We start from the raw sequence: 26,309 nt of genomic DNA on the forward strand, positions 1-26,309 counted from the left end.
CCTAAGGCATTGCAAGGCCTACATCCTTAAGGAAAGGAGCTGTGCTTATGCATCTCATAGATAAAGACCTAGTTGTTAAACAGGCGGTTCGCAACCAAATTCGCGACGCAAAAGCGGCCCAGGAAATTTTGGGAACCTGGTCCCAGGAACAAATTGATGGCTTGGTAAAAGCTGTCGCTGAAGCAACCTACGCCAAACGGGAAGAATTGGCGAAAATGGCTCATGAGGAAACGGGCTATGGAAAATGGCAGGATAAGGTGGCTAAAAATACCCTTGCCTCCATGGGTGTGTACGAAGAGTACAAAGACTTAAAAACGGTTGGTGTTCTTCAACGATATGAAGCGAAACAGGTCATGGAAGCAGCTGTACCAGTTGGGGTGATTGCTGCCTTGATTCCCTCCACTAATCCAACCTCAACGGTTATTTTCAAAGCTATGATTGCCTTGAAAACGGCAAATGCCATCATTTTTTCTCCTCATCCAAGTGCGGCCAAGTGTATTGAGGCAACAGTTGCAGTAATCCGTCAAGCCTTGAAAGATTTCGGGGCGCCTGAAAATGCAGTGTCTTATTTAGAGTATGCTTCGTTAGAAGCGACTCAGGAATTGATGGATGATCGGGACACCAAGATGATTTTAGCAACCGGCGGCAAGGCCATGGTTAAGGCTGCCTATTCATCTGGAACTCCAGCGATTGGGGTGGGTCCAGGAAATGTTCCATGTTATATCGAGAAAACAGCGGATATTCCACGAACTGTTGAACGGATTATTGCATCTAAAACCTTTGACAATGGGGTTATCTGCGCCTCCGAACAGTCAGTTATTGTAGACGACAGTATTGCTGAAACTGTTAAAGAAGAGTTTATCAAACAAGGAGCCTATTTCATCACCGGTCCAGATGCTGATAAATTTGGGAAGCTGATGATTCAACGAAATGGCCTCATGAATCCAGCCATGGTTGGGAAAGATGCGGAAACACTGGGACAAATTGCTGGTGTCGCGATTCCAACAGGTACTCAGGTGATCATCTCCGAAGAAAACCAGGTTGGTCGTGACTATCCATATTCAACAGAGAAACTTTGTCCAGTTCTTGCTTTTTATCGGGTAAAGGATTGGGAAGAAGGTCTGGCTTTGAGCCGCAAAGTCCTTGAATTAAAAGGCTTGGGCCATACTCTCTCGCTTCATACAGCCGATGAGGCCGTTGTAGAAGCCTTTTTCCTTCATAGTCCTGTGTCACGTGTTCTGGTGAACGTTGGTTCAGCCCTAGGGGCAGTAGGAGCTACAACAGCCTTTCTACCATCCATGATGCTGGGCTGTGGCGCGATTGGAAATGGGTCAACCTCAGACAATATCGGACCAAAAAATCTGATCAATATTCGCTACCTGGCTTATGGCGACAAGGAAATTAGCGATTTGTAAGTTCAAAGGGACGGCTTTCGGCTGTCCCTTGTGCTTTTGAGTTAATTAGTGAGAAGTGTAGTCTAGTGTATCGGCTCAGTTCACCTATTAGCAGTCACATATTTTGCCTTTCTTGTTAGTTGATGATAGGATAGAATCATCAAAAATGAAGGAAATACAAAATGATTAAGTCAATCGAAGTTTACTTGGTAACGGACAATAATGGTCTTGAAGCCGTTGAGTTTTACAAAAATGTTTTTGATGCAGAGGTTGTCTCATGTTTAACTTATGGTCAAGCGATACCTGATACGCCAGCAGAAGCTAAAAACTTGGTTCTTAATGCCAACCTCAACATCAATGGTATTCGGATGCAAATCTCTGACAATGGGCCACAATTTGAATACGTTCAAGGAACCAATATGACCGCATGTATCCAATTGGATTCAGCAGAGGCTGCTAAAGTCCTTTATGATAAATTGGCTGCAGATGCTCAGAAAATTGACCTTGAACTTCAAGAGACACCATGGAGTCCTGCTTATGGAAATTTGATTGATAAATTTGGCATGAACTGGCAAATCAATGCGGACATTCCAGGCTTTGTGTCAGAAAACGTGAAATTTTAAGGGTATAGAGAGAAAGGAGAGTTTGGTTAGATTTCCTAACTGAACGAACAGCTAACTGATGTTTAGAAAAGATTTTGGATTGATGCTTTATGTTGCGGATGTGGCAGCTGAGAAGGTTTTTTGGTCGGAAGCAGGTTTTGTCATTATTTCAGAAAGTGAAATGATGGGGTTTGACACCTTTGATATGAAACCCCATGCGGATTCAACTGTAACCATCACAGTTTTTGCCAAGGAGTTTATTCAGCAAGTATCGCCAGAAGTTGCAGATAATGTACCGAGCATTCTTTTTGAGGTGGATGAGATCCAAGCCCTATATGAAAAAATTTCTGCTTTGACGGACACCTGCAGTCCAGTAACAGAGATGCCCTTTAAGACCTTTAACTTTGCCAGTCCATCTGGTCTCTACTTTGCAGTTAAGGGCAACTAGACGATTCGATTTGAACAGAACAAGAAAGGTTGATTTTAGGATCAGCCTTTTCTTGATTTTAAAAATAAGAGGGGGGCGAGTCTCTCCTTCAAAGAGCAGCGGAATGTGGTATAATGAATAGGATTATATAAAAAACAGTTGGAAACGTTGATTTAATAGCGTTTCTAGCTGTTTTAATTCAATAAAGTGACATAACTGTTTTCAATTTGATTGATGAGTTGATCAGTCATTTTTTCTGGTATCGGGGGACTCTATTATTGGTCGGATTTATCAAGAGCAATCCCCTGAATAGGCCCTGGTTGAATAGAAGGACGAATAGGAAGAGTGAACTTCCGCTAAAAACTTGTAGTGAAGGAGATTTTAACGATGGCAACAATTCAATGGTTCCCTGGGCACATGTCCAAGGCGAGACGGCAGGTGCAGGAGAGTCTCAAGTTTGTCGATTTTGTGACGGTCTTGGTCGATGCGCGCTTGCCCCTATCGAGTCAAAATCCGATGTTAACAAAGATTGTCGGGGATAAGCCACAGTTGCTGATTCTCAACAAGGCCGATTTGGCAGATTCGCAAGTAACCCAAGAATGGCGTTCCTATTTTGAAAAGCAAGGCAAGACGGTTTTGGCTTTAAATTCCAAGGAAGCCTCCAGTGTCAAGAAAGTGACCGAGGCCGCGAAAACGCTTATGGCTGCCAAATTACAACGGCAAGAAGAGCGGGGCATCCGGACACAGACCCTGCGAACCATGATTATTGGGATTCCCAATGCTGGAAAATCGACCTTGATGAATCGTTTGGCGGGTAAAAAAATAGCGGTAACAGGCAATAAGCCAGGTGTGACCAAGGGCCAACAGTGGTTGCGGACTAACAAGGATTTGGAAATTTTAGACACACCAGGAATTCTGTGGCCAAAATTTGAGGATGAGCAAGTGGCTTTGAAACTAGCTCTAACGGGCGCCATCAAAGACCAGTTGCTACCGATGGACGAGGTGACGATTTTTGGACTGGATTATTTTAAAACCTATTATCCAGAACGATTACAGGAGCGTTTTCCAAAGCTATCCTTGGAGCTTGAAACACCGGATTATATTATGGATGGGACAAGCTTGTTAGGTTTTCGAGAGGATTATGACCGTTTCTATCAATTGTTTGTCAAAGAGGTTCGTGATGGCAAGCTGGGACGTTATACCTTGGACCGAGTAGGTGATGTAGATGGCAACGATTAATGAAATTAAGGCCTTATTAGCAGGGGTGGATCGCTTGGACCACCCTCTTTTTCTGGACTTGCAGGAGGATTCACGGCAGGGGGTTCAGAAGCTCTTGGTGCAGCGGCAAAAGCAGTTGCAGCTTGCCTTGGCTGAGCAGGAGCGTGTGGAATCCTTGATGGCTTTTGAAAAGGAGTTGTATGCCCAAGGATACACAGCAATCGCTGGGGTTGACGAAGTTGGTCGCGGGCCTTTAGCGGGGCCGGTCCTGGCTGCGGCAGTTATTTTGCCAGAGTCCAGTCGGATTATGGGGATTAATGACTCTAAAAAATTAAGCAAAAAGAAATTATTGGAAGTCTATGAGGCCATTACGGCAGAAGCGCTTGCCATCGGCATTGGCCAAATTGATGCGGCAATGATTGATCAGGTCAATATTTACCAGGCTAGTAAGCTGGCGATGAAGGAAGCAATCAAGCAGCTGGAGATCCAGCCGGACTATCTTTTGATTGATGCCATGGAGTTGGATCTTCCACTACCGCAAACCAGTTTGATTAAGGGGGATGCCCTCAGTCAGTCGATTGCGGCAGCCAGCATTATTGCCAAGGTGGAGCGGGATCGGCTCATGGAGACCTATGATCAGCAGTTTCCAGGTTACGATTTTGCCAATAATGTAGGCTATGGGACAGCGAACCATCTACAAGGTCTAGCCCAACTAGGTCCTTGTCCCATCCACAGAATGACCTTCGCCCCCCTCAAGGATCGTTAATTTTTCATTTCTTTTGCGAATAAGCAAGAGAGGTGAAACATGAAAGCATTTGATATCTTTTACTTACGTAAGTTAGGGTTAAGCAATTCTCAAATTCGGAAGATTATCGATTATGAGAAAGGCAGAGGAGAAGAAGTTCTCCGCAATCGGTTGGTGGTCTCTGGTTGTAAAGAGCCCTTTGACCGCCTCCAGAAGGCTAAGAAACTGGATCCACAGGCCTTGCGAGCGGAATTTCATTCCTTTCCCTCTTTTGTCGTAGACGATTCTGTCTATCCAGCTAGTCTCAAAGAAATTTATGACCCGCCCTTGTTGCTGTTTTACCAGGGGAATCTGGATTTGTTACAACTGCCTGCGCTCGCGGTTGTTGGTAGTCGTATGGCCAGCCCTTACGGAATCCAAGCTGTTTCCAAAATTATTACGGAGCTTCAAGGAAAATTGGCGATTGTCAGTGGCTTAGCCAGGGGCATTGACACCGCAGCGCATAAGGCGGCCTTAAGAGCAGCAACACCGACAATTGGGATCTTAGGGACTGGCTTGGGCCGGGTCTATCCTTTGGAAAACAAGCGCCTACAAGAATATATGGGACACCACCAACTATTGCTGAGCGAGTATGGTCCCCAGGAAACTGCCAAGCCCTACCATTTTCCCAATCGCAATCGGATTATCGCAGGCTTGTCTGTAGCAGTTTTGGTGGCTGAAGCCAAGGTACGGTCGGGCAGTTTAATTACAGCGGATCGGGCCCTGGAATCTGGCCGGGAGATTTACGCCATTCCGGGCTCCATTCTGCTAGAAAGTCATGAAGGTTGTCACCAGCTCTTAAAAGAGGGAGCACGCTATGTTTCATGCGGTTTAGACATCCTCAACGACTTAAATGTAACTTAAAGTTCTCCTATAGAAATACTGAATTGTTGACAGGCTTATAAAAATAGAGTAAACTTGTCCCAGTTTAATTTGAAGTGAAAGGTGAAGAGATTGGTTACGAAAACAAAGAAAAAAACCACTCCTAAGAAAAATCTAGTAATCGTCGAATCCCCAGCCAAGGCTAAAACGATTGAGAAATATCTCGGTCGTAATTACAAGGTCATGGCTAGTGTGGGGCATATTCGCGATCTGAAAAAATCCTCCATGTCTGTTGATTTTGAAAACAATTACCAACCCGAATATATCAATATTCGCGGAAAAGGACCACTAATCAACGACCTTAAAAAGGAAGCTAAAAAAGCCAAAAAAGTCTTTCTCGCAAGTGACCCGGATCGCGAAGGAGAAGCCATTTCCTGGCATCTAGCCCATATCCTGAATTTAAACTTGGAAGAAGACAATCGTGTGGTCTTTAATGAAATTACAAAAGATGCGGTTAAAAGTGCCTTTAAAGAACCCCGCCGTATTAATATGGACCTAGTGGATGCCCAGCAAGCACGGCGCGTTTTAGACCGAATTGTGGGTTACTCCATCTCCCCGATTCTTTGGAAAAAAGTCAAAAAAGGGTTGTCCGCCGGCCGGGTTCAATCTGTCGCCCTAAAATTGATTATTGACCGCGAAGCGGAAATCAATGCCTTCATTCCAGAAGAATACTGGACTCTCGATTCCGTCTTTAAAAAAGGCAATAAGCAGTTCCAAGCTTCATTTTATGGAGTGAACGGGAAAAAGAAAGAGTTGAAAACCAATGAGGATGTTCAGGAGGTACTCAGCCTTCTTAAATCCGATGACTTTGAGGTAACCAAGGTTGAAAAGAAGGAGCGCCGGAGAAATGCGCCCCTTCCTTACACAACCTCTTCCCTCCAACAAGATGCGGCCAACAAGCTCAATTTCCGGACTCGAAAAACCATGTCCGTGGCGCAGCAATTGTATGAAGGGATTAAAATTTCTGGCGGAGTTCAAGGTCTGATTACCTATATGCGTACCGACTCCACTCGAATTAGTCCCATTGCGACCAATGAAGCAGCCAGCTTCATTACCGAGCGTTTTGGAGCCAACTATTCCAAGCACGGAAGTAAGGTGCGGAATTCCAGTTCAGCCCAGGATGCTCACGAAGCCATTCGGCCCTCTAATGTCCACCTAACGCCTGAATCGATCAGCAAGTATTTGGACAAGGACCAATTGAAACTCTACACCCTAATCTGGAACCGCTTTGTGGCCAGTCAAATGACTGCAGCCATCTTTGATACCATGAAGGTCAATTTGGAACAAGCCGGTGTGCGCTTCACAGCTAACGGTAGCCAGGTTAAGTTTGATGGATATTTGGCCATCTATAATGACAGCGACCGTAATAAAATGCTGCCAGATATGGAAGTTGGCGATTCGGTTAAACGGATTTCCAGCAAACCTGAACAACACTTTACACAGCCACCCGCTCGCTACTCAGAAGCAACCCTAATTAAAACCCTGGAAGAGAATGGGGTTGGGCGTCCTTCGACCTATGCTCCAACCATTGAAACCATCCAGAAACGCTATTATGTTAAATTGGCAGCCAAACGCTTTGAACCAACCGAGCTGGGCGAAATTGTCAACAAACTAATCGTCGAGTTTTTCCCGGACATTGTTGATGTTCATTTCACAGCCGACTTGGAAACCCGTTTGGATGATGTCGAGATTGGTCAGGAAGAGTGGCAGAAGGTCATTGATCAGTTCTACCAACCCTTTAAACAGGAGTTGGGCAAAGCTGAAGAAGAAATGGAAAAAATCCAAATCAAGGATGAACCAGCTGGCTTTGACTGTGATGTCTGTGGAAATTCTATGGTGATCAAACTAGGCCGCTATGGAAAATTCTATGCCTGCAGTAATTTCCCCGACTGTCGTAATACTAAGGCGATTGTCAAGGAAATTGGTGTGACCTGCCCTCAATGCCAACAAGGGCAAGTAATCGAACGCAAGAGTAAAAAGAATCGCCTATTCTATGGTTGTGACCGCTATCCAGACTGTGAATTTACCAGCTGGGACAAACCTGTTGGGCGAACTTGTCCAAAATGTCAGGGAACGCTCGTTGAGAAGAAAGTCCGCGGTGGCGGCAAGCAGGTTGTCTGTGTCAACGGAGACTATGAAGAAGCAAAGGTTAAATAATGTATAAAACAACTCATATTAATGTAATTGGAGCTGGTTTAGCCGGCAGTGAAGCGGCATATCAGATTGCCAAACGTGGTATCCCGGTTCGCTTATATGAAATGCGGGGACCTAAAAAAACGCCGCAACATAAAACCGATCAATTTGCCGAGTTGGTCTGCTCCAACTCGCTTAGAGGAGATGCCCTAACCAATGCGGTAGGACTGCTCAAGGAAGAAATGCGTCGCCTAGGTTCTCTTATCTTAAAATCTGCAGAAGCAACCCGTGTTCCTGCAGGCGGAGCCTTGGCGGTCGACCGGGAAGGTTTCTCGCAAGCCGTGACAGAGGAACTATCTAACCATCCGCTGATTGAGGTTATCCGTGAAGAAATCCAAGACTTACCTGAGGATGAAATCACGATTGTGGCGACTGGTCCCTTAACCAGCGATGCCCTAGCCGAGAAGATCCACGCGCTCAATGGTGGAACTGGTTTTTACTTTTATGATGCGGCAGCTCCCATTGTAGATGTTAATACCATCGACCACAGTAAGGTTTACCTTAAATCTCGTTATGATAAAGGGGAAGCAGCCTACCTCAATGCTCCCATGACCAAGGAAGAATTTATGGCCTTCCATGAGGCCTTGGTCAACGCAGAAGAAGCTCCTTTGAATTCGTTTGAAAAAGAAAAATATTTCGAAGGCTGTATGCCCATTGAGGTCATGGCAAAACGGGGTATCAAAACCATGCTTTATGGTCCGATGAAACCTGTTGGACTGGAATACCCAGACGACTATGAAGGGCCGCGGGATGGGGACTTCAAAACTCCTTATGCCGTAGTTCAGCTTCGTCAGGACAATGCAGCTGGTAGCCTTTACAATATTGTTGGCTTCCAAACCCACCTCAAATGGGGCGAGCAAAAACGGGTGTTCCAAATGATTCCTGGTTTGGAAAATGCTGAATTCGTCCGCTATGGGGTGATGCACCGGAACTCCTATATGGATTCTCCTAACCTCCTCAGCCCAAGCTACCGTTCCAAAAAGCAAGCCAATCTCTTTTTTGCAGGACAAATGACGGGAGTCGAAGGTTATGTGGAATCAGCGGCTTCTGGCTTAGTAGCTGGGATTAATGCTGTTGCCCTTTTCCGGGGTGAAGAGGAAGTTCTTTTCCCACAAACAACAGCCATTGGCAGTTTGCCACACTATATTACTTCAACCGACAGCAAACACTTCCAACCGATGAATGTAAACTTCGGCATTATCAAGGAATTGGAAGGGCCGCGTATCCGTGACAAGAAGGAGCGCTATGAAAAAATTGCTGCACGAGCGCTGGAGGATTTGCAACCCTATCTTGAAAAATAAGAACTGAGACTGAGTCTGGCCTGGACTTGGTCTTATTTTTATTCATTTAAGAAAACTTTTTGAAAATCTTCAAAAATATATATACAGCCTTGGGCTTTTGTGGTATACTGAGTTAAAGTTTTTGAATATAGAGAGTTTTCAGACAATGAATCAATCTTACTTTTATTTAGACATGCAGACGCATGAATTGGAAGTTCCTTATAGTGGGGAAGCTCGGCGCGTGCGGGTTCTTCTTCCAAAGAACTACGAACAAGATACGGAGCGCTTCTATCCGGTTGTTTACTTCCATGATGGTCAGAATGTTCTCTATAGTAAAGAGGCTTTTAGTGGCTATTCTTGGAAGGTCATTCCAACCATTAAGCGTAATCCAGATATTGACCGAATGATTGTGGTGGCTATTGATAATGATGGCGAAAATCGCATGAATGAGTACTCTGCTTGGAAATTCCAAGGAGGGATCCCAGGTATTAGTTTCGGTGGTAAGGGAATTGAATATGCTGAATTTGTTATGGAAGTGGTCAAACCCTTTATTGATCAGGAATACCGGACTAAGCCGCAACGGGAATATACGGCTATGATTGGAAGTTCTCTGGGTGGGAATATTACCCAATTTATGGGGTTGGCCTACCAAGATCGGATTGGTTGTCTGGGCGTTTTCTCTTCGGCCAATTTCCTACATCAGGAGGCTTTCAATCGCTATATTGAGCGAACACCAATGACGGCTCCACAACAGATTTATATCTATGTGGGAACTCAGGAAGATGATGAGACGGATAAGAGCCTAATTGGCGGTAATATTAAACAGGCCTATATTAGCTCTTCTATTCGCTACTTTAAGGATCTGATTCGTATGGGGCAGCCTGTGGACAACCTGGAATTGGTGGTTCAGACAGATGCTGAACATAATGAGATTGCCTGGTCTGAACAATTGGGAGATTGTTTCCGATTCTTGAGTCGTTTTTGGCACCATGATTAAGAGTAGAAGGAGAAGCTTATGAATATCGAAAATCTTGTACATTGGAGTCACGAGTTAGGCCGTGACATGCACTTGAACCGTTATGGACATGCTGGGGTACCGGTGATTGTCTTCCCATCCTCAGGTGGTAGTCACAATGAGTTTTATGATTTTGGTATGGTGCATGCTGCTCAACAGTTTGTTGATGAGGGGAAGCTTCAATTCTTCACACTGTCTAGTATTGATGATGAAAGTTGGGAAGCCAATTGGAAGCCTGGTCATGACCGTGCTTTGGCACATTTGGCCTATGAACGTTATGTGATCCAAGAGGCTGTTCCCTTTATCAAATACCTGACCAATTGGGAAGGTCCGTTAATGACCTCCGGCTGTTCCATGGGAGCTTACCACGCGTTAAACTTCTTCTTGCAACATCCAGATGTTTTTCAAAAAGTGATTGCCTTGAGTGGTGTTTATGATGCTCGTTTCTTTGTTGATGAATATGGAGATGACAAAGAAATTTACCAAAATTCCCCAAGCGACTACATTTGGCATCAGAATGATCCTTGGTTTTTAGATCATTACCAATCTGCAGATATCATTGTCTGCACTGGATTAGGAGCCTGGGAGCAAGATGGATTGCCATCATTTTATAGCTTGAAATCTGCCTTTGAGGACAAACAAATTTCAGCCTGGTTTGATGTTTGGGGCTATGATGTAGCCCATGACTGGGATTGGTGGCGCATTCAGTTCCCTTATTTCTTAGAAACTCTTGATTTATAAAAGGAGATAGATTATGAATTACATTGTTATTTCACCTTATTACCCACAAAATTTTCAGAAGTTTTCTATTGAGTTAGCCAAACAGGGAATCACTGTACTTGGTATTGGCCAGGAGCCTTATGATCAGTTAGGCCATGAACTACAAGAAGCTATGACTGAATATTTCCGAGTATCTAATCTGGAAGATTTAGATGAAGTAAAACGTGCAGTAGCCTTTCTTTTCTATAAACACGGCCCGATTGATCGTATTGAATCGCAAAATGAATACTGGTTGGAGATGGATGCTCAACTACGTACACAATTCAATGTTTTTGGTCCCAAAAATGAAGATATTGAAAAGACTAAATTCAAGTCCAAGATGAAGGAAATTTTCCGCACAGCAGGTGTACCTGTAACACCAGGACGCGTTGTAACCACTGATGAAGAAGTGGAAGAAGCGGTTGAACGCCTCGGTCTTCCCCTTATTGCCAAACCGGATAATGGCGTGGGGGCTGCAGCAACCTACAAACTGGAGGAACCACGGTCTGTTCGGGAATTCCTTGCAAATTGGGATCGTAGTGTGGCTTATTTCTTAGAGCCATTTGTGACGAGTACAGAAATTTGTACCTTTGATGGCTTAGTCGATGCTAAGGGGGACATTGTTTGGTCAACTTCCTTTGACTACACAGATACGCCTCTAAACATCCTCTTAAAGCAAAAAGGATTTGCCTACTATACCCATATAGAAGTCGATCCCTTGCTACGTCAGTACGGAGAAACAGCTGTTAAAGCATTTGGTATGAAAGAACGTTTCTTCCATATCGAGTTCTTCCGCAATGGTGATGACTATATCGCGATTGAGTACAACAACCGTCCTGCAGGAGCCTTTGCCATGGATGTTTACAACTTTGGTTATTCTCGTGACCTTTTCCGTGACTATGCCAGCCTTGTTGCCGGTAAAGGATTCCCCGAAGCAGATGGACCGATCAAGCATGCCCTGGCAGCGGCTCGTCGTGATCAATTTAACTATCAAGTATCCAAAGAGGAACTCTTGGAGCGCTACGCAGCGAATTTGAAAGCCAACCTCCGGATGCCAGAAGCCTTTGCGGAATTGCAAGGAAATGATATGTTTGTTTTCACTGCAGATGATCTTGAAGTCATTCACAATATCATCCGTGATGTTGAAACTTTAGCAGAATAATTTTGAAAAACCAAAGCCTAGCTCGTGTTGAAAAAATCTCATTGGCTAGGCTTTTTTCTTTTGTAACTTTTCCTTTGACAGGGGTTTCAAGACAGGATAAAATAAGAAGTGTAAGTTTGTGAAATTTGAGAAAGGGAAACATATGGAAACACTAGATAAATCTCTTTTACTGAACATGTTTCGTAAAATGGAAGAAATTCGTCGCATGGACTTAAAAATTGCCCAACTGGTTAAAAAAGGAAAAGTTCCCGGTATGACCCACTTTTCTGTTGGGGAAGAAGCTGCCAATGTTGGGGCTATGATGGCCCTCAATCCCGATGACTTGATCACCTCCAACCACCGTGGTCACGGCCAAGCCATCGCAAAAGGCATCAATCTTAATGAAATGATGGCTGAAATCCTCGGGAAATACACCGGAACCTGTAAAGGGAAAGGGGGGTCCATGCACATTGCTGACCTGGATGCTGGAAACCTGGGGGCCAATGGAATTGTTGGGGGTGGTATGGGAATCGCCGTTGGTGCTGCCCTAACCCAACAAATGAAAGGAACTGACAAAATTGTTGTCTGCTTCTTTGGAGATGGGGCTACCAATGAGGGAGCCTTCCACGAAGCGGTGAATATGGCCTCAATTTGGAAGTTACCAGTTATTTTTGCTTGTATCAACAATGGTTATGGAATCTCAGCAGATATCAAAAAAATGACCAATGTGGAGCATATTTATCAGCGGGCTACTGCCTACGGTATTCCAGGTATCTTTGTTGAAGATGGTAATAATATCTTGGATGTCTATAAAGGTTTCCAAGAAGCCGTTGCCCATGTTCGTTCTGGTAAAGGACCTGTTCTGATTGAAAGTGTAACCTATCGTTGGTTGGGACACTCCTCTTCTGACCCAGGTAAATACCGGACACGTGAAGAAGTCGAAGAGTGGAAGAAAAAAGACCCCATTGAAAATCTACGGAAATACCTACTAGAGCAGCAGATTGCTAGTGCTGAGGAACTGGAAGCCATTCAGGCAGAAGTTAAGGAACTGGTAGAAGAATCTGTTCGATTTGCTGAAAACAGCCCATTCCCACCCCTAGAATCAGCCTTTGAAGATGTTTATGCGGAGTAAGAGAGGTACATCACACATGGAAACTAAATTAATGTCATTTCGGGATACCATTATCCTAGCTATGTCTGAAGAAATGCGTCGAGATCCAGATGTTTTCCTGATGGGAGAAGATGTCGGAATCTTTGGTGGCGATTTTGGAACTTCTGTCGGGATGTTAGAAGAATTTGGTCCCGAGCGGGTTCGCGATACGCCGATTTCAGAAGCAGCCATTTCTGGTGCTGCAGCGGGAGCTGCCATGACTGGGCTCCGTCCCATTGTCGATATGACCTTTATGGACTTTTCGGTCATCGCCATGGATGCGATTGTCAACCAGGCTGCTAAGACCCGCTACATGTTTGGAGGCAAGGGCAAGGTGCCTATGACTGTCCGCTGTGCAGCCGGGAATGGTGTTGGCTCGGCAGCCCAGCACTCCCAATCCTTGGAGAGCTGGTTTACCCATATTCCAGGCTTGAAGGTCGTCGCTCCGGGAACCCCTGCCGATATGAAGGGGCTTCTTAAAGCCTCTATCCGCGATAATAACCCTGTTATTATCTTAGAGTACAAATCCGAATTTAACCAAAAAGGCGAGGTGCCGGTCGATCCTGAATATGTGATTCCTTTAGGTAAGGGGGAAATTAAAAGAGAAGGAACCGATGTCACCGTCGTAACCTATGGTAAAATGCTTCGGCGTGTTCTCCAGGCGGCAGAAGAGTTAGCTGAGGCTGGCGTGTCTGTTGAAGTCGTTGATCCACGGACCTTGGTGCCTCTGGATAAGGAAATCATCATCAATTCAGTCAAGAAAACAGGAAAAGTTGTTCTCGTCAACGATGCTCACAAAACAAGCGGTTTTATTGGGGAAATCTCTGCCATCATTGCTGAATCAGAGGCCTTTGATTATTTGGACGCACCAATTCGCCGCTGTGCGGGTGAAGACGTTCCAATGCCTTATGCTGCAAATCTTGAGAATGCGATGATTCCAACAGTTGAAAGCATTAAAGAAACCATTCTGAAAACCGTAAATAAAGAATAAGGAGAAGCAATGTCTGACGAAAAACTAAGAGCAACTCCTGCAGCTCGTAAATTAGCGGATCAATTGGGGATTAATCTCTATGATGTAGCTGGAACGGGAGCAAAAGGACGGGTCCATCAAGAAGATGTAGCGGACCATAAGAATGCCCATGTAGTCCGGATTTCACCTTTGGCAAAACGGATTGCCATGGAACACAATATTGCTTGGCAAGAAATTCAGGGGCGGGGAGTCAATGGTAAAATTATGAAACAGGACATCTTGGCTCTGCTACCAGAGAATCTCGAAGAAGGAACCACCAAGTCTCCAGCTGTGATTGAAAAAGTCGAGGAAGTTCCAGATACACAAACCGAATGGGGAACGATTGAACGGATTCCAATGACACCGATGCGCAAAGTCATTGCCCAACGCATGGTCGATTCTTATCTCACTGCACCAACCTTTACCCTCAATTATGAGGTTGACATGACCGAGATGTTGGCCTTGCGTAAGAAGGTTCTGGATCCAATTATGGAAGAAACAGGCAAAAAGGTGACTGTAACCGACTTGATTTCACTAGCGGTGATCAAAACCTTGATGAAACACCCCTACCTCAACTCTAGCTTGACCGAAGATGGTCAAACCATTATTACCCATGATTATGTGAATTTAGCCATGGCTGTAGGGATGGATGGTGGTCTCTTGACCCCGGTTGTCTTTAATGCCGAAAAACTCTCTCTCTCCCAGCTGGTTGTAGCCTTTAAAGATGTCATTGGTCGCGCGCTGGATATGAAACTAGCTCCAAGTGAATTGCAAAATTCAACCTTTACCATCAGTAATCTGGGGATGTTTGGCGTCCAATCCTTTGGTCCTATCATCAACCAACCCAACTCAGCGATTCTTGGTGTGAGTGCAACAATTGAGAAGCCAGTCGCCTTAAATGGTGAAGTGGTTATCCGCCCGATGATGAGCCTTGGTCTCACAATTGACCACCGTGTCGTAGATGGGATGGCAGGGGCTAAATTTATGAAAGACTTGAAAGCTCTGATTGAGAACCCTATTTCAATGTTAATTTAGAAGGAGTAAAGAATGGCCTTAGAAGTAATTATGCCTAAAGCCGGTGTCGATATGACCGAAGGTCAAATCGTCCAGTGGAATAAAAAAGTAGGAGAATTTGTCAAAGAAGGGGAAATTCTTCTGGAAATCATGACTGACAAGGTCAGCATGGAATTAGAAGCTGAAGAGGATGGCTACCTCATCGCTATTTTGAAAGGCGACGGGGAAACGGTACCAGTCACAGAAGTCATCGGTTATCTCGGAGCCGAAGGTGAAAATATTCCAACAGCTTCTGCAGCCGCTCCAGTTGCGGATAGTCCTAGTGCAGCTCCAGCTCAGGAAGATTCGAGCAAGAGTGATGCTGCTTATGACATTGTTGTAATCGGTGGTGGTCCTGCCGGATATGTAGCTGCCATTAAGGCTTCTCAATTAGGTGGTAAGGTAGCCTTGGTTGAGAAAACAGCTCTTGGTGGAACCTGTCTGAACCGTGGCTGTATCCCAACCAAAACCTATCTCCACAATGCTGAGATCATTGAAAGTTTGGGACATGCCGCTGACCGTGGAATCATGGTTGAAAATCCAAATTTCACTGTCGACATGGACAAGGTTGTCGCTACCAAAGATAAGGTCGTTGCTACACTGGTTGGCGGTGTTGGTGGCCTCATGCGTTCTTACGGAGTCGATGTTCACATGGGTGTCGGAACCATCACCAAAGATAAAAATGTCTTGGTTGATGGAAGCACGCTCCTTGAGACCAAAAAGATTATCCTAGCTGGTGGTTCCAAAGTAAGCAAAATTAACGTACCGGGTATGGAATCTGAGCTTGTTATGACGAGTGATGATATTCTGAACCTCAAGGAAGTTCCAGAACACCTGGTTGTTATTGGTGGCGGAGTCGTCGGAATCGAATTGGGACAAGCCTTTATGACTTATGGCTCGAAGGTTACTGTTATCGAAATGACCGATCGCATTGTCCCAGCTATGGATAAGGAAATTTCGAAGAGTCTACGTCTCATCTTGGAACGCAAAGGCATGACCATCCATACTGAAACCAAACTTGAAGAAATCATTGAAGAAAATGGTAAACTGCGGATCAAGGTCGCTGGTCAAGACGATATCCTAGCTGATAAAGCCCTTCTTTCAATCGGACGGGTTCCAGACTTGGAAGGTATGGGAGAAGTTAACTTTGACCTAGAAAATGGCCGTATCAAGGTCAATGAATACATGGAAACCTCTGTGGCAGGTGTTTATGCTCCTGGGGACATCAATGGAACCAAGATGTTGGCGCATGCGGCTTTCCGGATGGGAGAAGTGGCCGCAGAAAACGCCCTAAAAGGCAACCATGTGGTAGCTAAGTTGAACCTTACACCAGCTGCTATCTATACCCTACCTGAAGTCGCTGCGGTTGGTTTGACCGAAGAACAGGCGCGTGAAAAATATGATGTAGCTATCGGTAAATTTAATTTTGGAGCCAATGGTCGTGCGATCGCTTCTGATGCCGCCCAAGGCTTTGTAAAAGTCATTGCTGATAAGAAATATGGAGAAGTTCTAGGGGTTCATATTATTGGTCCAGCTGCAGCCGAATTGATCAATGAAGCCTCTACCATTATTGAAATGGAGATCACCGTGGAAGAAGTTCTTAAAACCATCCATGGCCACCCAACTTACTCAGAAGTCATGTATGAAGCCTTTGCAGATGTCCTCAATCTAGCTGTACATGCTCCCAAGAAATAGGAGATTTCATGAAATACATTGTTAACGAAAGCAACGACACCGCTTTTAATATCGCTCTGGAAGAGTATGCCTTCAAGCAAATGCTGGATGAAGATATGATTTTCATCCTCTGGATTAACAAGCCGTCCATCATCGTCGGCCGTCACCAAAATACCATTGAAGAAATTAACCGAGACTATGTTCGGGAAAATGATATTGAGGTTGTCCGCCGAATCAGTGGTGGTGGCGCTGTTTACCATGATTACAACAACCTCAATTACACCATCATCTCCAATGAGAATCAAGACAAACTCTTTGATTTCAAGAGTTTCTCGATCCCAGTCATCAATACCCTGGCAGAACTAGGGGTCAAGGCCGAGTTTACCGGTCGTAATGACTTAGAAATTGATGGTAAGAAATTTGGTGGTAATGCCCAAGCTTATATCAAGGGACGGATTATGCACCATGGAGCCTTGCTCTTTGATGTAGACCTCTCAGTCCTCAGCAAGGCCCTACAAGTTTCTAAACATAAAATCGAATCTAAAGGAGTAAAATCCGTTCGGGCGCGTGTGACCAACATTGTTGATGAGCTTGAAGAGAAAATTTCAGTTCTGGAATTCCGTGATCTACTACTAGATTACATGAAAAAAGAATATCCGGAAATGACCGAATACACTTTCTCAGACGCTGAACTGGAAGAAATTCGCCGAAACCGCGATGCAAAATTTGGCAATTGGGATTGGAACTACGGTAAATCCCCAGCCTACAACATCCGTCGGACCATTAAATTCCCAAGTGGTTTGATTGATGCCTACGTCAATGTCGTTGATTCACGTATTGATAGCCTCAAAATTTACGGAGACTTCTTCGGAATTGAGGACGTAGTGGCAGTAGAAGAGGCTTTAATCGGCCTGGCCTATGAAAGAGATGTTGTCCTTGCCAGACTCCAAGAATTGGATCTTGGCCGCTACTTCGCTGGTATCTCTTCCCAAGAAATTGCAGAAGCGATTGTAGAGTAGGACTAGTAAGCAGCTATAATGAATGACAAAAATGCCTTAGAGTTTATCTAAGGCATTTTTTTGTTCTTCGTCGACAATATGGGTATAGAGATCTGTAACCTGGGTGCTGGCATGGCCCAATTGGTGGCTAACCAAAACTTGAGATTTGGTAGCATCATAGAGCCTAGTCGCCAGAGTGTGGCGTAGTTTATGGGGAGTGACTCGAATTTTAAAGGATTCTGAATACTTAGCAACCATTTTTTCAATACTAGAAGCATCCATCCGATTGGCTTGACCGCGGTATTCACTTAAAAAAAGTGCCAGATTCTGTTTTTCAGGCTTGTAACGTTTATCACGAATTTCTAAATATTGTAGTAAATAGGGTTTGGCAAAGCCCGCAATAGGAACGGCATCCCGTCGTCCACCTTTCCGAGTGACCTCAGCAATCATCATCTGAACATTGAGGTCCCGTACATCTAGGTTAACCGCTTCAGATAAACGGATTCCCGAAGCCAGTAGCAGGGCTATCAAAGCTAAATCCCGCTCTTTATTTTTTTCATAGGAGCTGAGGGCGCGTTTGGACAGTTGTTTGGGATAATCATCCTCAATGTGGCGAAGAAATCCCTCAGTCTCATCCCCTAAAAAGAGCTTTTGCTTAATGGTTTCCGCCCGGGCCGCCAAAGTTTCCTTTTTCTTTTTTGTAGCAACCTTTTTCATGACATTGCGGTAGAAATAAGGTTCGCCTTGCTCATTTTCAACCTCCTCGGTTAAAAATTTAAAGAGGCTTGAGAGAGCCGAGAGGGTCCGGTTAATGGTTGTTTGTGACAAGCCGGTCTTGGTCGAATTGGCATTCAACAAGGGACGTTCACGCAGGTACAAAACAAAGGCCTCTAAATCTTTTTTGGATAGATACTCCAGGGTTTCAATGGGAATTTCCTTGATTTCTGCAACCGAAACCAAATCGGTCTCCATCAACCAGGAAAAAAATCGCTGGTATTCTTTTAGATATTCGTATAAGGTTGGAAAACTATAAGGAACCGTTAACTTGGATTGGTAATACTCCAAAACGTACCAGGGCATAACCTGTTTTAAATCTTCAATTTTTTCTAGTAATAATTCACGACGCATAAGCACCTCCAAATTCTCTAATAGTAGTGTATCAAAGACAAAAACTTTTTTCAAGAAAATTACAGTTTTTCGGAAAGATGTTATTGATTGAACTGCCAACCACTTTTGAAGGCTAATCTCATAGACTCTTTATAAAACCCTTGGTAGGCTGAAAATACTCTTACTTGCTGCCTGAAAATCTTTTTAAAGCATTGACTATTCACACAAAGTCACTCGAAGAATTTTAGCTTCATACTTTTTTGACTCATGAATTCTCTAAAACAAATTTATGTTAAACAAAGTCTACCAGATAGCCTAAAATTTTCAGACTATCTGGTGAAGTCTTGTTAATCTTCATAATCTCCACCCGGCACCTCAAAGTATTCTTCCAGGCTTAAACCAGATTTGGCAATCTTTTGGGCTTCTGAGCCAATATACCGAATATGCCAACTTTCTGCTGTGTAACCGGTGATTTCTTCCTTGTCCTCTGTATAACGGACAATAAAACCATAATCTGCAGCATGCTCACGTAGCCACTGGCTGGCTTTAGCTTCGGTCAAAAGATTGCCTGCTGTATCAATAAGATCATAGGCTAGACCTGTTTGGTGTTCACTATAGCCAGGTCGGGCTGAATAACGATCGGCTTCAGCCTGCCCATCTTGAGCAACATAATTTTGATATAGTTGACTTTGGTTCTCATAAGAACGATAGCCGCTATAATGGTCGCTGATTGGGAAACCTTCCTCCTGCATGGCTGTAACCAGCTGCCTAAAAGCGGATTGAGCTTCGGGGTCTTCTCCAGGAGCATAGTTGGCAGCTAGAGGATGTTTTTTATTAACGATAATAATCTCCTGGCCATCAGCTCCTTGAACACTGTAGTAACTTCCTTGGTAACGAAGCTTGTTTGCTTTCTGTTCCTTTCTCACGGATTGCTGTTCTGGATTTTCGGTAGCCTTCTTTTGGGCTTTTTGGCCACAGGCTACTAAAGCCAGAGCCATACAGGCTAAGGCTAGCCATTTCTTTCCTTTCATTGAATCCTCCTTTGTGTTGGACTTCACATGTATAGAAATGCTAGAAAAACTCAAGGTTGTTGGGCATGAACCTTGAGTTTTTCTGCTTTATTTTTTCTTCCGTTTTTTCTTAGCTTTTTTCAGCTGTTTGTTCATGCGGTTCATGGCTTGTTTGGTTGCAAATTGGCCTAGTTTGCCTTTGAGGCCGCCTCCGAAGAGTTGGCTCATATCCAAATCGCCACCAAGAGCTGAGAGATCTGGCATGCCATTGGCTCCCATCATGCCTTCCAAGGCGGACATGTCCATACCGTTCATGTTCGGCATATTTTTAGGAAGCTGGTTGGGGTTCATGCCCATTTGTTTCATCATTTTATTCATATCGCCGGACATAACCCCTTGCATCATTTGTTTGGCTTGGTTAAAGTCCTTGATGAATTTGTTGACTTCGACAAAGCTATTCCCTGAACCGGCAGCAATCCGGCGGCGGCGGGCAGGGTTTAGTAGGTCTGGATTTTCCCGTTCGGCGGGGGTCATGGAGTAGATGATAGCTTTACGGCGGGCCACTTCTTTTTCATCGACCTTGAGATTTTTGAGGGCGGGGTTGCTGGCCATGCCTGGAATCATCTTCAGCAAATCTTCCATTGGTCCCATATTTTGGACTTGGTCTAGTTGATCAAGGAAATCATTGAAGTCAAAGGTGTTTTCCCGCATTTTTTCAGCGATTTCCAGGCTCTTTTGCTGATCGTATTCCTGAGAAGCTTTTTCAATCAGCGTTAACAAGTCTCCCATACCGAGAATCCGGCTGGCCATGCGGTCTGGGTAGAAGGCTTCAATGTCGGTAATCTTTTCACCTGTACCGGTAAATTTAATTGGTTTTCCAGTGATTTGACGAACAGATAGAGCTGCTCCCCCACGGGTGTCCCCATCCATTTTGGTCAGGATCACCCCGGTTACTTCCAACTGCTCGTTAAATTCACGGGCAATATTGGCTGCTTCTTGACCAATCATGGCATCAACAACCAAGAGAATCTCATTTGGTTGGGCAAAGTCCTTGATGTCTTTCAACTCCTGCATGAGCAGTTGGTCAATCTGCAAGCGTCCCGCTGTATCAATCAGAACGTAGTCATTTTTCTGTTCCCGTGCTTGCTCCAAACCAGCTTTGACAATATCTAGGGCTGGTACTTCTGTCCCCATGGCAAAAACAGGGACATCAATTTGCTGGCCAAGCGTTTTCAATTGATCAATCGCAGCTGGTCGGTAAATATCTGCCGCAATCAGCAAGGGACGGGCATTTTCTTCCTTCTTTAACTTATTGGCCAGTTTCCCAGCAAAGGTCGTTTTACCGGCCCCCTGAAGACCAGCCATCATGATAATGGTTGGAATCTTAGGTGATTTTTCAAGCTCAGCTCGATCTGATCCTAAGAGGCTGGTTAGCTCTTCGTTGACAATTTTAATCACCTGTTGGGCTGGATTGAGAGTGTCAATGACCTCTTGTCCCAAAGCCCGTTCCCGGATTTGTTTAATAAAGTCTTTAACAACAGGCAGGGCCACGTCAGCCTCTAAGAGGGCCATCCGAATTTCTTTGGTTGCTTCCTGAATATCTTTTTCATCAATCTTGCCTTTTTTCCGTAAGTTTTTAAATACGGACTGCAGGCGATCAGTTAAACTTTCAAACATATTTCATCCTCACTCTCGGTTATCAATACTGGTTAAAATGTCAATTTTTTCCTTGAGAAAAGTGTCCTCTGGGTAGGCGGTTTGGATTTCCTCCAAAATCTGGCTGCGAACAATGTAGTCCGAGTACATATGCAGCTTGCGCTCATAGTCCTCCAAAATTCGCTCAGTCCGCTTAATATTGTCATAAACAGCCTGACGACTGACCTGGTATTCTTCCGCAATTTCCGCCAAGGAATAATCGTCCGCATAATATAGCTCAATGTAGTTCATCTGCTTATCCGTTAATAAAGCAGCATAAAACTCAAACAAAGCGTTCATGCGATTGGTTTTTTCAATTTCCATAGTGCTTCCATTATATCAAAATACGAAAGAAACCGCCTACTTTTCGAGGCGATTTCCTTAGTTTTCAAAATAAAATTCAAAGCGATCGGCTGCATATTGGCTTTTAACGTACTCAAAGGCTTGCCCATCTTCCAGGTAGGACAATTGTGTGAGCGCCAATACTGCCTGCCCCTTGGGAAGCTTGAGGTAGTGGGCAATGGGATCCGCCACCAGCTTGGCACTGATGGTCTGGCTCGATTTGCCAATACGGTAGCCCTTTTCTTCCAGACTTTGGAAAAAATGGCTGGTAACCTGCTCTTTAGGCAGGTCTTTGATAAATTTCTCTGGGATAGAAGCAATCTCATACACAACGGGGAGGTCATCGGCATACCGGACCCGTTCCATGCGAATGATATTGTCTTCTCTGGTAATCCCCAAGCAGTCCACTTCTTGCTGGCTGGGCAGGGTTCGCCGATAGGAAATCAGCTGACTGGACGGTACCTTTCCTTGCGATTGAATAATCTCTGTAAAAGAGGTTGTTCCCCTCATTTTTTCTTGCACACGGGTCGAAGCAATAAAGGTTCCGCTCCCAACGCGACGCTCCAGCACCCCTTCTTCAACTAAAAGTGTAATGGCCTGGCGTAGAGTCATCCGACTTACCTGGTAGTGGGTCGCTAAATCGCGCTCGCTAGGCAGGCGTTGCCCAATCTTCCACCGTCCTTGATCGATAGCGGTTTTAATATCATCATGTATTTCTAAGTAAGCTGGGCGCATGGCTCCTCCCCCTTCCTTCTTTTTATTGTAGTAACCTAGCAAGGAAAAGTCAACTTAATGTAGCTTTCTTGGCAAGGACTGAGGTCTGTGATACAATGGAAACTATAAAAAATCTAAAATTAGGAAAGGGATTAGATGACTACAATCACTCCTGACATGAAAGATGTCGAAAAAATTATCGTTCTGGATTATGGTAGCCAATACAACCAATTGATTTCCCGTCGTGTACGTGAAATGGGTGTATTCTCTGAGCTAAAAAGCCATAAACTCAGTGCCCAAGAAGTGAAAGAGATGAACCCAATCGGAATCATCCTCTCCGGTGGTCCAAACTCTGTCTATGAAGAAGGATCCTTCGATATTGACCCAGAAATCTTTGAGTTGGGAATCCCTGTACTCGGAATTTGTTACGGAATGCAGCTGATGACCCATAAATTGGGCGGAAAAGTTGTTCCAGCCGGGGAAGCTGGAAACCGTGAATACGGTCAATCCAACCTAACCCACACACCTGACAGTTCACTCTTTGCGTCAACACCTGAGGAGCAACTGGTCTTGATGAGTCATGGAGATGCGGTTACAGAAATTCCTGAAAACTTTGTCCGTACTGGTACTTCTTTAGACTGTCCTTTTGCTGCGATTGAAAACCCTGACAAGAACCTTTATGGAATCCAGTTCCACCCAGAAGTTCGCCACTCTGTTTATGGTTTTGATCTCTTGAAAAACTTTGTCTTCAACATCTGTGGAGCCAAAGGCGATTGGACTATGAATAACTTCATTGAGATGGAGATCAAAAAAATCCGTGAAACCGTTGGCGATCGTAAGGTCCTCCTTGGTCTTTCCGGTGGAGTTGATTCCTCAGTTGTTGGTGTACTGCTGCAAAAAGCTATTGGCGACCAACTAATCTGTATCTTTGTGGATCATGGACTCCTTCGTAAAGGTGAGGCTGATCAAGTTATGGACATGCTCGGAGGCAAATTCGGCCTTAATATCGTCAAAGCCGACGCTGCTGAACGCTTCTTGTCTAAACTAGCTGGTGTGTCGGATCCGGAACAAAAACGGAAAATCATCGGTAACGAGTTTGTTTATGTCTTCGATGACGAAGCCCGTAAATTGGACGGAGTTGATTTCCTAGCCCAAGGTACCCTCTACACAGACATCATTGAGTCTGGAACTGATACTGCCCAAACCATCAAATCTCACCACAACGTGGGTGGTCTCCCAGAAGACCTACAATTTGAATTGATTGAACCCCTCAACACCCTCTTCAAAGATGAAGTCCGTGCCCTCGGAACCGAACTCGGTATGCCAGACGAAGTTGTATGGCGCCAACCATTCCCAGGACCAGGACTTGCTATCCGGGTTATGGGTGAAATCACGGAAGAAAAACTCCAAACCGTCCGCGAATCCGACGCCATCCTCCGCGAAGAAATTCAAAAAGCTGGCCTCGATCGCGACGTCTGGCAATACTTCACCGTTAACACCGGCGTTCGCTCTGTCGGCGTTATGGGAGACGGACGGACCTACGACTACACCCTCGCCATCCGTGCCATCACATCCATCGACGGCATGACTGCCGACTTCGCCCAACTACCATGGGACGTCTTGAAAAAAATCTCCGTCCGCATCGTTAACGAAGTCGACCACGTCAACCGCATCGTCTACGACATCACCAGCAAACCACCCGCAACAGTTGAGTGGGAGTAAACCAGTCCTGTGGACTGGTTCCCCCGCCTTCTAAAAGGCATTATGTCTTGCGAAAATAAATCATGGAAGAGACCTGCTAGGTCTCTTTTTACTAGGAGTTTATATGAGTCGGATTGTACAGTTGCTTCCTCTAGAAGATTGGGATCAGGAGCAATTTATCAAAGATAATCAGGAAGCTTTTAATTTCGGAGCTTTGGAAGAATTTGGACTTCGTGATCAACACTTTGAGGAAGACGGACAAATTATTTCACGCGCTACAATCGAACAAGCCATTGCAGATGGTCAAGCCTATCGAATTGTTGATGAAGCCAACACTATCCTTGGAGGTGTTGTCCTCAAAATTGAAGGTGAAAAAGGAGAATTAGATTTATTGTTTGTATCACCTGCAGCTCACAGCAAAGGCATCGGCTATGCGACCTGGTGTGAAATCGAAAAATGCCATCCAGAGGTCAAAATATGGGAAACTATGACCCCCTATTTTGAACAACGCAATATCCACTTCTACGTCAATCGGTGCGGTTTTCGCATTGTCGAATTTTTCAACAAATTCCATACGAATCCAAATGAGGCGGATGAAGTTTCTGAAAAAATTCAGGAGCAATTCCCAGATGGGATGTTTCGCTTTCAAAAGATAATCGAATAAGAACTGCTTGACCCGTGCCTGCTCCTCCTTATACTCTTTGAAAATCAAAACTATTCGTTGTCAACTCGCTTTGCCGTACGTCTAGTACTGTCTGCAGCTCGTTTCCTAGACTATTTTTGATTTTCTTTGAGTATTAATAGAGAATGGAGTAGGCTTTTTAAATTCAAAAATCCCATAGGATGCAGGGTCCTAGGGGATATCAAGGTTTGGGGAACCTTGATACCCGAGCCAAGCAAGGAAAAAGCGAGGCTGCTTCCCGAATAAGGCATGGAACTCGTCAGAGGTCGTTGCCGTCCCCTACCACAGGTCAAGCATCTCATTAACTATCAGTTTTCAAGAATTCCACACAACTTGCACAAGAACCAAAATTTACACCCACTACAGTTGACAAAGAGCCAAAATGAAAAGCAACGACTTCAGTATCGTTGCTTTTTGCTTTATAAGGGACGATTCTATCTGGTCTACATAAGTTCAACTCAATCAGAATCGCTCAAATGAATAGGCCAACCAGATATTTTTTAACATTTATTTCTGTATCCAAATGAAAATGAGGAACTGTTTAGACTCCCCATCAGTTGATAAGTTTTTAGATGCCTGCTCGTGGTGAAACCTATCCAAACCCAATAAGGCAATCAACAGTTACAAGCAGACCGTAACTGTCCATTCTGCCAGTACTAGTCTATAGATAACTGTAGACTAGTAATAGTTGTCTTCTACAAAATTTATTTTATCAAAAGATCAGATCATCTACAACTATTTCACATCATTTATCAATCTTTATATCCAATCCCAAAAGAAGCAACTACCAAAGCTTCCAAAGGGTCCAGTCACCGTCAATGCTAACAGCAATTTGTTTTTATAAAAAAGTATAATAAACTTTATGACTATAACATTGCAAAAAATCGATAAAGCATGATTGTGTAATACAATTGTAGCACCTTGCGAAAAAATTGAAAGTCAAGGTGCTGTTTCAGTCTATCCTTTTTTAGGTATTTGGTCTCAGCTTAGACACAAAACCATCAAAAGTTGCCTGTGAGCTAAGCCATTATAAGAGAAGAGTGATTCCATGTAAAGGTACGCTGACGCTCAAGGACTTTACACGGAATCCCCTTCTTTTAGCTTGCCAATTAGGTTAAGCAGGCATCACCTTGCCAAATAAATTGGCTAATTTTTGGAAAAATGGTTGACAATCACTTTTATTATAAAACATTTTTTTATGTAATGAGTTAACAGCAAATTCTTTACCTTTCCTCTTCATCCTTTTCAAATGTTTTTGAAAATAATTCATCAGTATTTGCTGAAGTAAATAGATTTTTAAAATTAGTATATCTATTTGATTGTAGGGCATTCCAGTCATCTCCTAGAGGTATTTTTTTAGATAACTCTTTCGCCTCTGATTTAAACAATATTTTTTTCTTTGAAGAATCTTCTGGAGATATAATAATATCTTTAATTTCCGCGTAATGTGTAATTTTTTTAACAGGTGTTGTCTGATAT

The 26,309-nt window shown here is 44.2% G+C and carries 23 protein-coding genes and 1 pseudogene; 18 read left to right on the forward strand and 6 right to left on the reverse strand.

All coding sequences use genetic code 11. The features are described from left to right. Nucleotides 1–47: 47 nt before the first annotated feature. The 16 genes from HZY94_RS04200 to HZY94_RS04275 all read left to right on the forward strand — a co-directional run bounded on the left by HZY94_RS04200 (nt 48) and on the right by HZY94_RS04275 (nt 17,600). Complete coding sequence (locus tag HZY94_RS04200) at nt 48–1,415, forward strand: acetaldehyde dehydrogenase (acetylating) (RefSeq protein WP_179925129.1); 1,368 nt, start codon at nt 48–50, stop codon at nt 1,413–1,415. Between the two features lie 161 nt (nt 1,416–1,576). Beyond that, nucleotides 1,577–2,017 (forward strand): VOC family protein, encoded by a 441-nt coding sequence (locus HZY94_RS04205; protein WP_179925130.1) that lies wholly within the window; start codon nt 1,577–1,579, stop codon nt 2,015–2,017. 58 nt (nt 2,018–2,075) lie between these two features. After that, nucleotides 2,076–2,444, forward strand: a complete 369-nt coding sequence (locus tag HZY94_RS04210; protein ID WP_179925131.1) for a glyoxalase — start codon at nt 2,076–2,078, stop codon at nt 2,442–2,444. A 366-nt stretch (nt 2,445–2,810) separates the two neighbouring features. After that, complete coding sequence (gene ylqF, locus HZY94_RS04215; RefSeq protein ID WP_179925132.1) at nt 2,811–3,662, forward strand: ribosome biogenesis GTPase YlqF; 852 nt, start codon at nt 2,811–2,813, stop codon at nt 3,660–3,662. After that, nucleotides 3,649–4,407 carry a ribonuclease HII gene (locus HZY94_RS04220; protein ID WP_179925133.1) on the forward strand — a complete coding sequence of 253 codons (759 nt, stop codon included), beginning with the start codon at nt 3,649–3,651 and terminating at the stop codon, nt 4,405–4,407. Before ylqF ends, HZY94_RS04220 begins: the two co-directional genes overlap by 14 nt. Before the next feature lie 39 nt (nt 4,408–4,446). After that, nucleotides 4,447–5,289, forward strand: coding sequence for a DNA-processing protein DprA (gene dprA, locus HZY94_RS04225; protein ID WP_179925134.1), 843 nt, complete (start codon nt 4,447–4,449; stop codon nt 5,287–5,289). An 81-nt stretch (nt 5,290–5,370) separates the two neighbouring features. After that, entirely contained in the window at nt 5,371–7,464 is a 2,094-nt protein-coding gene (topA, locus tag HZY94_RS04230) for a type I DNA topoisomerase (RefSeq protein WP_179925135.1), read from the forward strand. Continuing rightward, complete coding sequence (trmFO, locus tag HZY94_RS04235) at nt 7,464–8,801, forward strand: methylenetetrahydrofolate--tRNA-(uracil(54)-C(5))-methyltransferase (FADH(2)-oxidizing) TrmFO (RefSeq protein ID WP_179925136.1); 1,338 nt, start codon at nt 7,464–7,466, stop codon at nt 8,799–8,801. Before topA ends, trmFO begins: the two co-directional genes overlap by 1 nt. Before the next feature lie 145 nt (nt 8,802–8,946). Then, the gene (locus tag HZY94_RS04240) at nt 8,947–9,777 is read left to right on the forward strand and encodes an alpha/beta hydrolase (RefSeq protein WP_179925137.1); all 831 of its coding nucleotides are present in this window, start codon (nt 8,947–8,949) and stop codon (nt 9,775–9,777) included. A gap of 18 nt (nt 9,778–9,795) precedes the next feature. After that, nucleotides 9,796–10,536: an esterase family protein gene (locus tag HZY94_RS04245; protein WP_179925138.1), complete on the forward strand. Its 741-nt coding sequence runs from the start codon at nt 9,796–9,798 to the stop codon at nt 10,534–10,536. A gap of 13 nt (nt 10,537–10,549) precedes the next feature. Next, nucleotides 10,550–11,716 carry an ATP-grasp domain-containing protein gene (locus HZY94_RS04250; protein WP_179925139.1) on the forward strand — a complete coding sequence of 389 codons (1,167 nt, stop codon included), beginning with the start codon at nt 10,550–10,552 and terminating at the stop codon, nt 11,714–11,716. A gap of 142 nt (nt 11,717–11,858) precedes the next feature. Continuing rightward, nucleotides 11,859–12,827: a thiamine pyrophosphate-dependent dehydrogenase E1 component subunit alpha gene (locus tag HZY94_RS04255; RefSeq protein ID WP_179925140.1), complete on the forward strand. Its 969-nt coding sequence runs from the start codon at nt 11,859–11,861 to the stop codon at nt 12,825–12,827. 16 nt (nt 12,828–12,843) lie between these two features. Next, on the forward strand, nt 12,844–13,836 hold the full coding sequence (locus HZY94_RS04260; RefSeq protein ID WP_179925141.1) for an alpha-ketoacid dehydrogenase subunit beta: 993 nt from the start codon (nt 12,844–12,846) through the stop codon (nt 13,834–13,836). Between the two features lie 9 nt (nt 13,837–13,845). Beyond that, nucleotides 13,846–14,889 (forward strand): dihydrolipoamide acetyltransferase, encoded by a 1,044-nt coding sequence (locus HZY94_RS04265; protein WP_160332226.1) that lies wholly within the window; start codon nt 13,846–13,848, stop codon nt 14,887–14,889. A 12-nt stretch (nt 14,890–14,901) separates the two neighbouring features. Beyond that, nucleotides 14,902–16,602, forward strand: a complete 1,701-nt coding sequence (gene lpdA / locus HZY94_RS04270; RefSeq protein WP_179925142.1) for a dihydrolipoyl dehydrogenase — start codon at nt 14,902–14,904, stop codon at nt 16,600–16,602. 8 nt (nt 16,603–16,610) lie between these two features. After that, entirely contained in the window at nt 16,611–17,600 is a 990-nt protein-coding gene (locus tag HZY94_RS04275) for a lipoate--protein ligase (protein ID WP_179925143.1), read from the forward strand. A gap of 36 nt (nt 17,601–17,636) precedes the next feature. Here the strand turns inward: HZY94_RS04275 and xerS are convergent, their stop codons facing one another. The 5 genes from xerS to HZY94_RS04300 all read right to left on the reverse strand — a co-directional run bounded on the left by xerS (nt 17,637) and on the right by HZY94_RS04300 (nt 22,468). Next, entirely contained in the window at nt 17,637–18,707 is a 1,071-nt protein-coding gene (gene xerS / locus HZY94_RS04280; protein ID WP_179925144.1) for a tyrosine recombinase XerS, read from the reverse strand. A 326-nt stretch (nt 18,708–19,033) separates the two neighbouring features. After that, the gene (gene ldcB, locus HZY94_RS04285) at nt 19,034–19,717 is read right to left on the reverse strand and encodes an LD-carboxypeptidase LdcB/DacB (protein WP_160332222.1); all 684 of its coding nucleotides are present in this window, start codon (nt 19,715–19,717) and stop codon (nt 19,034–19,036) included. An 87-nt stretch (nt 19,718–19,804) separates the two neighbouring features. Next, nucleotides 19,805–21,373 carry a signal recognition particle protein gene (gene ffh / locus HZY94_RS04290; RefSeq protein WP_179925145.1) on the reverse strand — a complete coding sequence of 523 codons (1,569 nt, stop codon included), beginning with the start codon at nt 21,371–21,373 and terminating at the stop codon, nt 19,805–19,807. A 9-nt stretch (nt 21,374–21,382) separates the two neighbouring features. Further along, a complete protein-coding gene (locus HZY94_RS04295; RefSeq protein ID WP_160332220.1) occupies nt 21,383–21,715 on the reverse strand; it encodes a putative DNA-binding protein in 333 nt (110 codons plus the stop codon). A 57-nt stretch (nt 21,716–21,772) separates the two neighbouring features. Beyond that, a complete protein-coding gene (locus HZY94_RS04300) occupies nt 21,773–22,468 on the reverse strand; it encodes a GntR family transcriptional regulator (protein ID WP_179925146.1) in 696 nt (231 codons plus the stop codon). A gap of 135 nt (nt 22,469–22,603) precedes the next feature. Here HZY94_RS04300 and guaA point away from each other — a divergent pair, with 135 nt between their 5' ends. Both guaA and HZY94_RS04310 read left to right on the forward strand, forming a co-directional pair. Further along, on the forward strand, nt 22,604–24,169 hold the full coding sequence (gene guaA, locus HZY94_RS04305) for a glutamine-hydrolyzing GMP synthase (protein ID WP_179925147.1): 1,566 nt from the start codon (nt 22,604–22,606) through the stop codon (nt 24,167–24,169). A 103-nt stretch (nt 24,170–24,272) separates the two neighbouring features. Beyond that, the gene (locus HZY94_RS04310) at nt 24,273–24,812 is read left to right on the forward strand and encodes a GNAT family N-acetyltransferase (protein WP_179925148.1); all 540 of its coding nucleotides are present in this window, start codon (nt 24,273–24,275) and stop codon (nt 24,810–24,812) included. 1,241 nt (nt 24,813–26,053) lie between these two features. Here the strand turns inward: HZY94_RS04310 and HZY94_RS04315 are convergent. Then, nucleotides 26,054–26,309: pseudogene (locus HZY94_RS04315) on the reverse strand (PIN-like domain-containing protein); the annotation flags it as partial.

The organism is Streptococcus danieliae (assembly GCF_013415245.1).
Lineage (GTDB): Bacteria > Bacillota > Bacilli > Lactobacillales > Streptococcaceae > Streptococcus > Streptococcus danieliae_A.

Excerpts from the sequence above, each read along its gene's own strand:
- HZY94_RS04200 (WP_179925129.1), top strand. The coding sequence starts at position 48 with ATGCATCTCATAGATAAAGACCTAGTTGTTAAACAGGCGGTTCGCAAC.
- HZY94_RS04205 (WP_179925130.1), top strand. The coding sequence starts at position 1,577 with ATGATTAAGTCAATCGAAGTTTACTTGGTAACGGACAATAATGGTCTT.
- HZY94_RS04210 (WP_179925131.1), top strand. The coding sequence starts at position 2,076 with ATGTTTAGAAAAGATTTTGGATTGATGCTTTATGTTGCGGATGTGGCA.
- ylqF (WP_179925132.1), top strand. The coding sequence starts at position 2,811 with ATGGCAACAATTCAATGGTTCCCTGGGCACATGTCCAAGGCGAGACGG.
- HZY94_RS04220 (WP_179925133.1), top strand. The coding sequence starts at position 3,649 with ATGGCAACGATTAATGAAATTAAGGCCTTATTAGCAGGGGTGGATCGC.
- dprA (WP_179925134.1), top strand. The coding sequence starts at position 4,447 with ATGAAAGCATTTGATATCTTTTACTTACGTAAGTTAGGGTTAAGCAAT.
- trmFO (WP_179925136.1), top strand. The coding sequence starts at position 7,464 with ATGTATAAAACAACTCATATTAATGTAATTGGAGCTGGTTTAGCCGGC.
- HZY94_RS04240 (WP_179925137.1), top strand. The coding sequence starts at position 8,947 with ATGAATCAATCTTACTTTTATTTAGACATGCAGACGCATGAATTGGAA.
- HZY94_RS04245 (WP_179925138.1), top strand. The coding sequence starts at position 9,796 with ATGAATATCGAAAATCTTGTACATTGGAGTCACGAGTTAGGCCGTGAC.
- HZY94_RS04250 (WP_179925139.1), top strand. The coding sequence starts at position 10,550 with ATGAATTACATTGTTATTTCACCTTATTACCCACAAAATTTTCAGAAG.
- HZY94_RS04255 (WP_179925140.1), top strand. The coding sequence starts at position 11,859 with ATGGAAACACTAGATAAATCTCTTTTACTGAACATGTTTCGTAAAATG.
- HZY94_RS04260 (WP_179925141.1), top strand. The coding sequence starts at position 12,844 with ATGGAAACTAAATTAATGTCATTTCGGGATACCATTATCCTAGCTATG.
- HZY94_RS04265 (WP_160332226.1), top strand. The coding sequence starts at position 13,846 with ATGTCTGACGAAAAACTAAGAGCAACTCCTGCAGCTCGTAAATTAGCG.
- lpdA (WP_179925142.1), top strand. The coding sequence starts at position 14,902 with ATGGCCTTAGAAGTAATTATGCCTAAAGCCGGTGTCGATATGACCGAA.
- HZY94_RS04275 (WP_179925143.1), top strand. The coding sequence starts at position 16,611 with ATGAAATACATTGTTAACGAAAGCAACGACACCGCTTTTAATATCGCT.
- xerS (WP_179925144.1), bottom strand. The coding sequence starts at position 18,707 with ATGCGTCGTGAATTATTACTAGAAAAAATTGAAGATTTAAAACAGGTT.
- ldcB (WP_160332222.1), bottom strand. The coding sequence starts at position 19,717 with ATGAAAGGAAAGAAATGGCTAGCCTTAGCCTGTATGGCTCTGGCTTTA.
- ffh (WP_179925145.1), bottom strand. The coding sequence starts at position 21,373 with ATGTTTGAAAGTTTAACTGATCGCCTGCAGTCCGTATTTAAAAACTTA.
- HZY94_RS04295 (WP_160332220.1), bottom strand. The coding sequence starts at position 21,715 with ATGGAAATTGAAAAAACCAATCGCATGAACGCTTTGTTTGAGTTTTAT.
- HZY94_RS04300 (WP_179925146.1), bottom strand. The coding sequence starts at position 22,468 with ATGCGCCCAGCTTACTTAGAAATACATGATGATATTAAAACCGCTATC.
- guaA (WP_179925147.1), top strand. The coding sequence starts at position 22,604 with ATGACTACAATCACTCCTGACATGAAAGATGTCGAAAAAATTATCGTT.
- HZY94_RS04310 (WP_179925148.1), top strand. The coding sequence starts at position 24,273 with ATGAGTCGGATTGTACAGTTGCTTCCTCTAGAAGATTGGGATCAGGAG.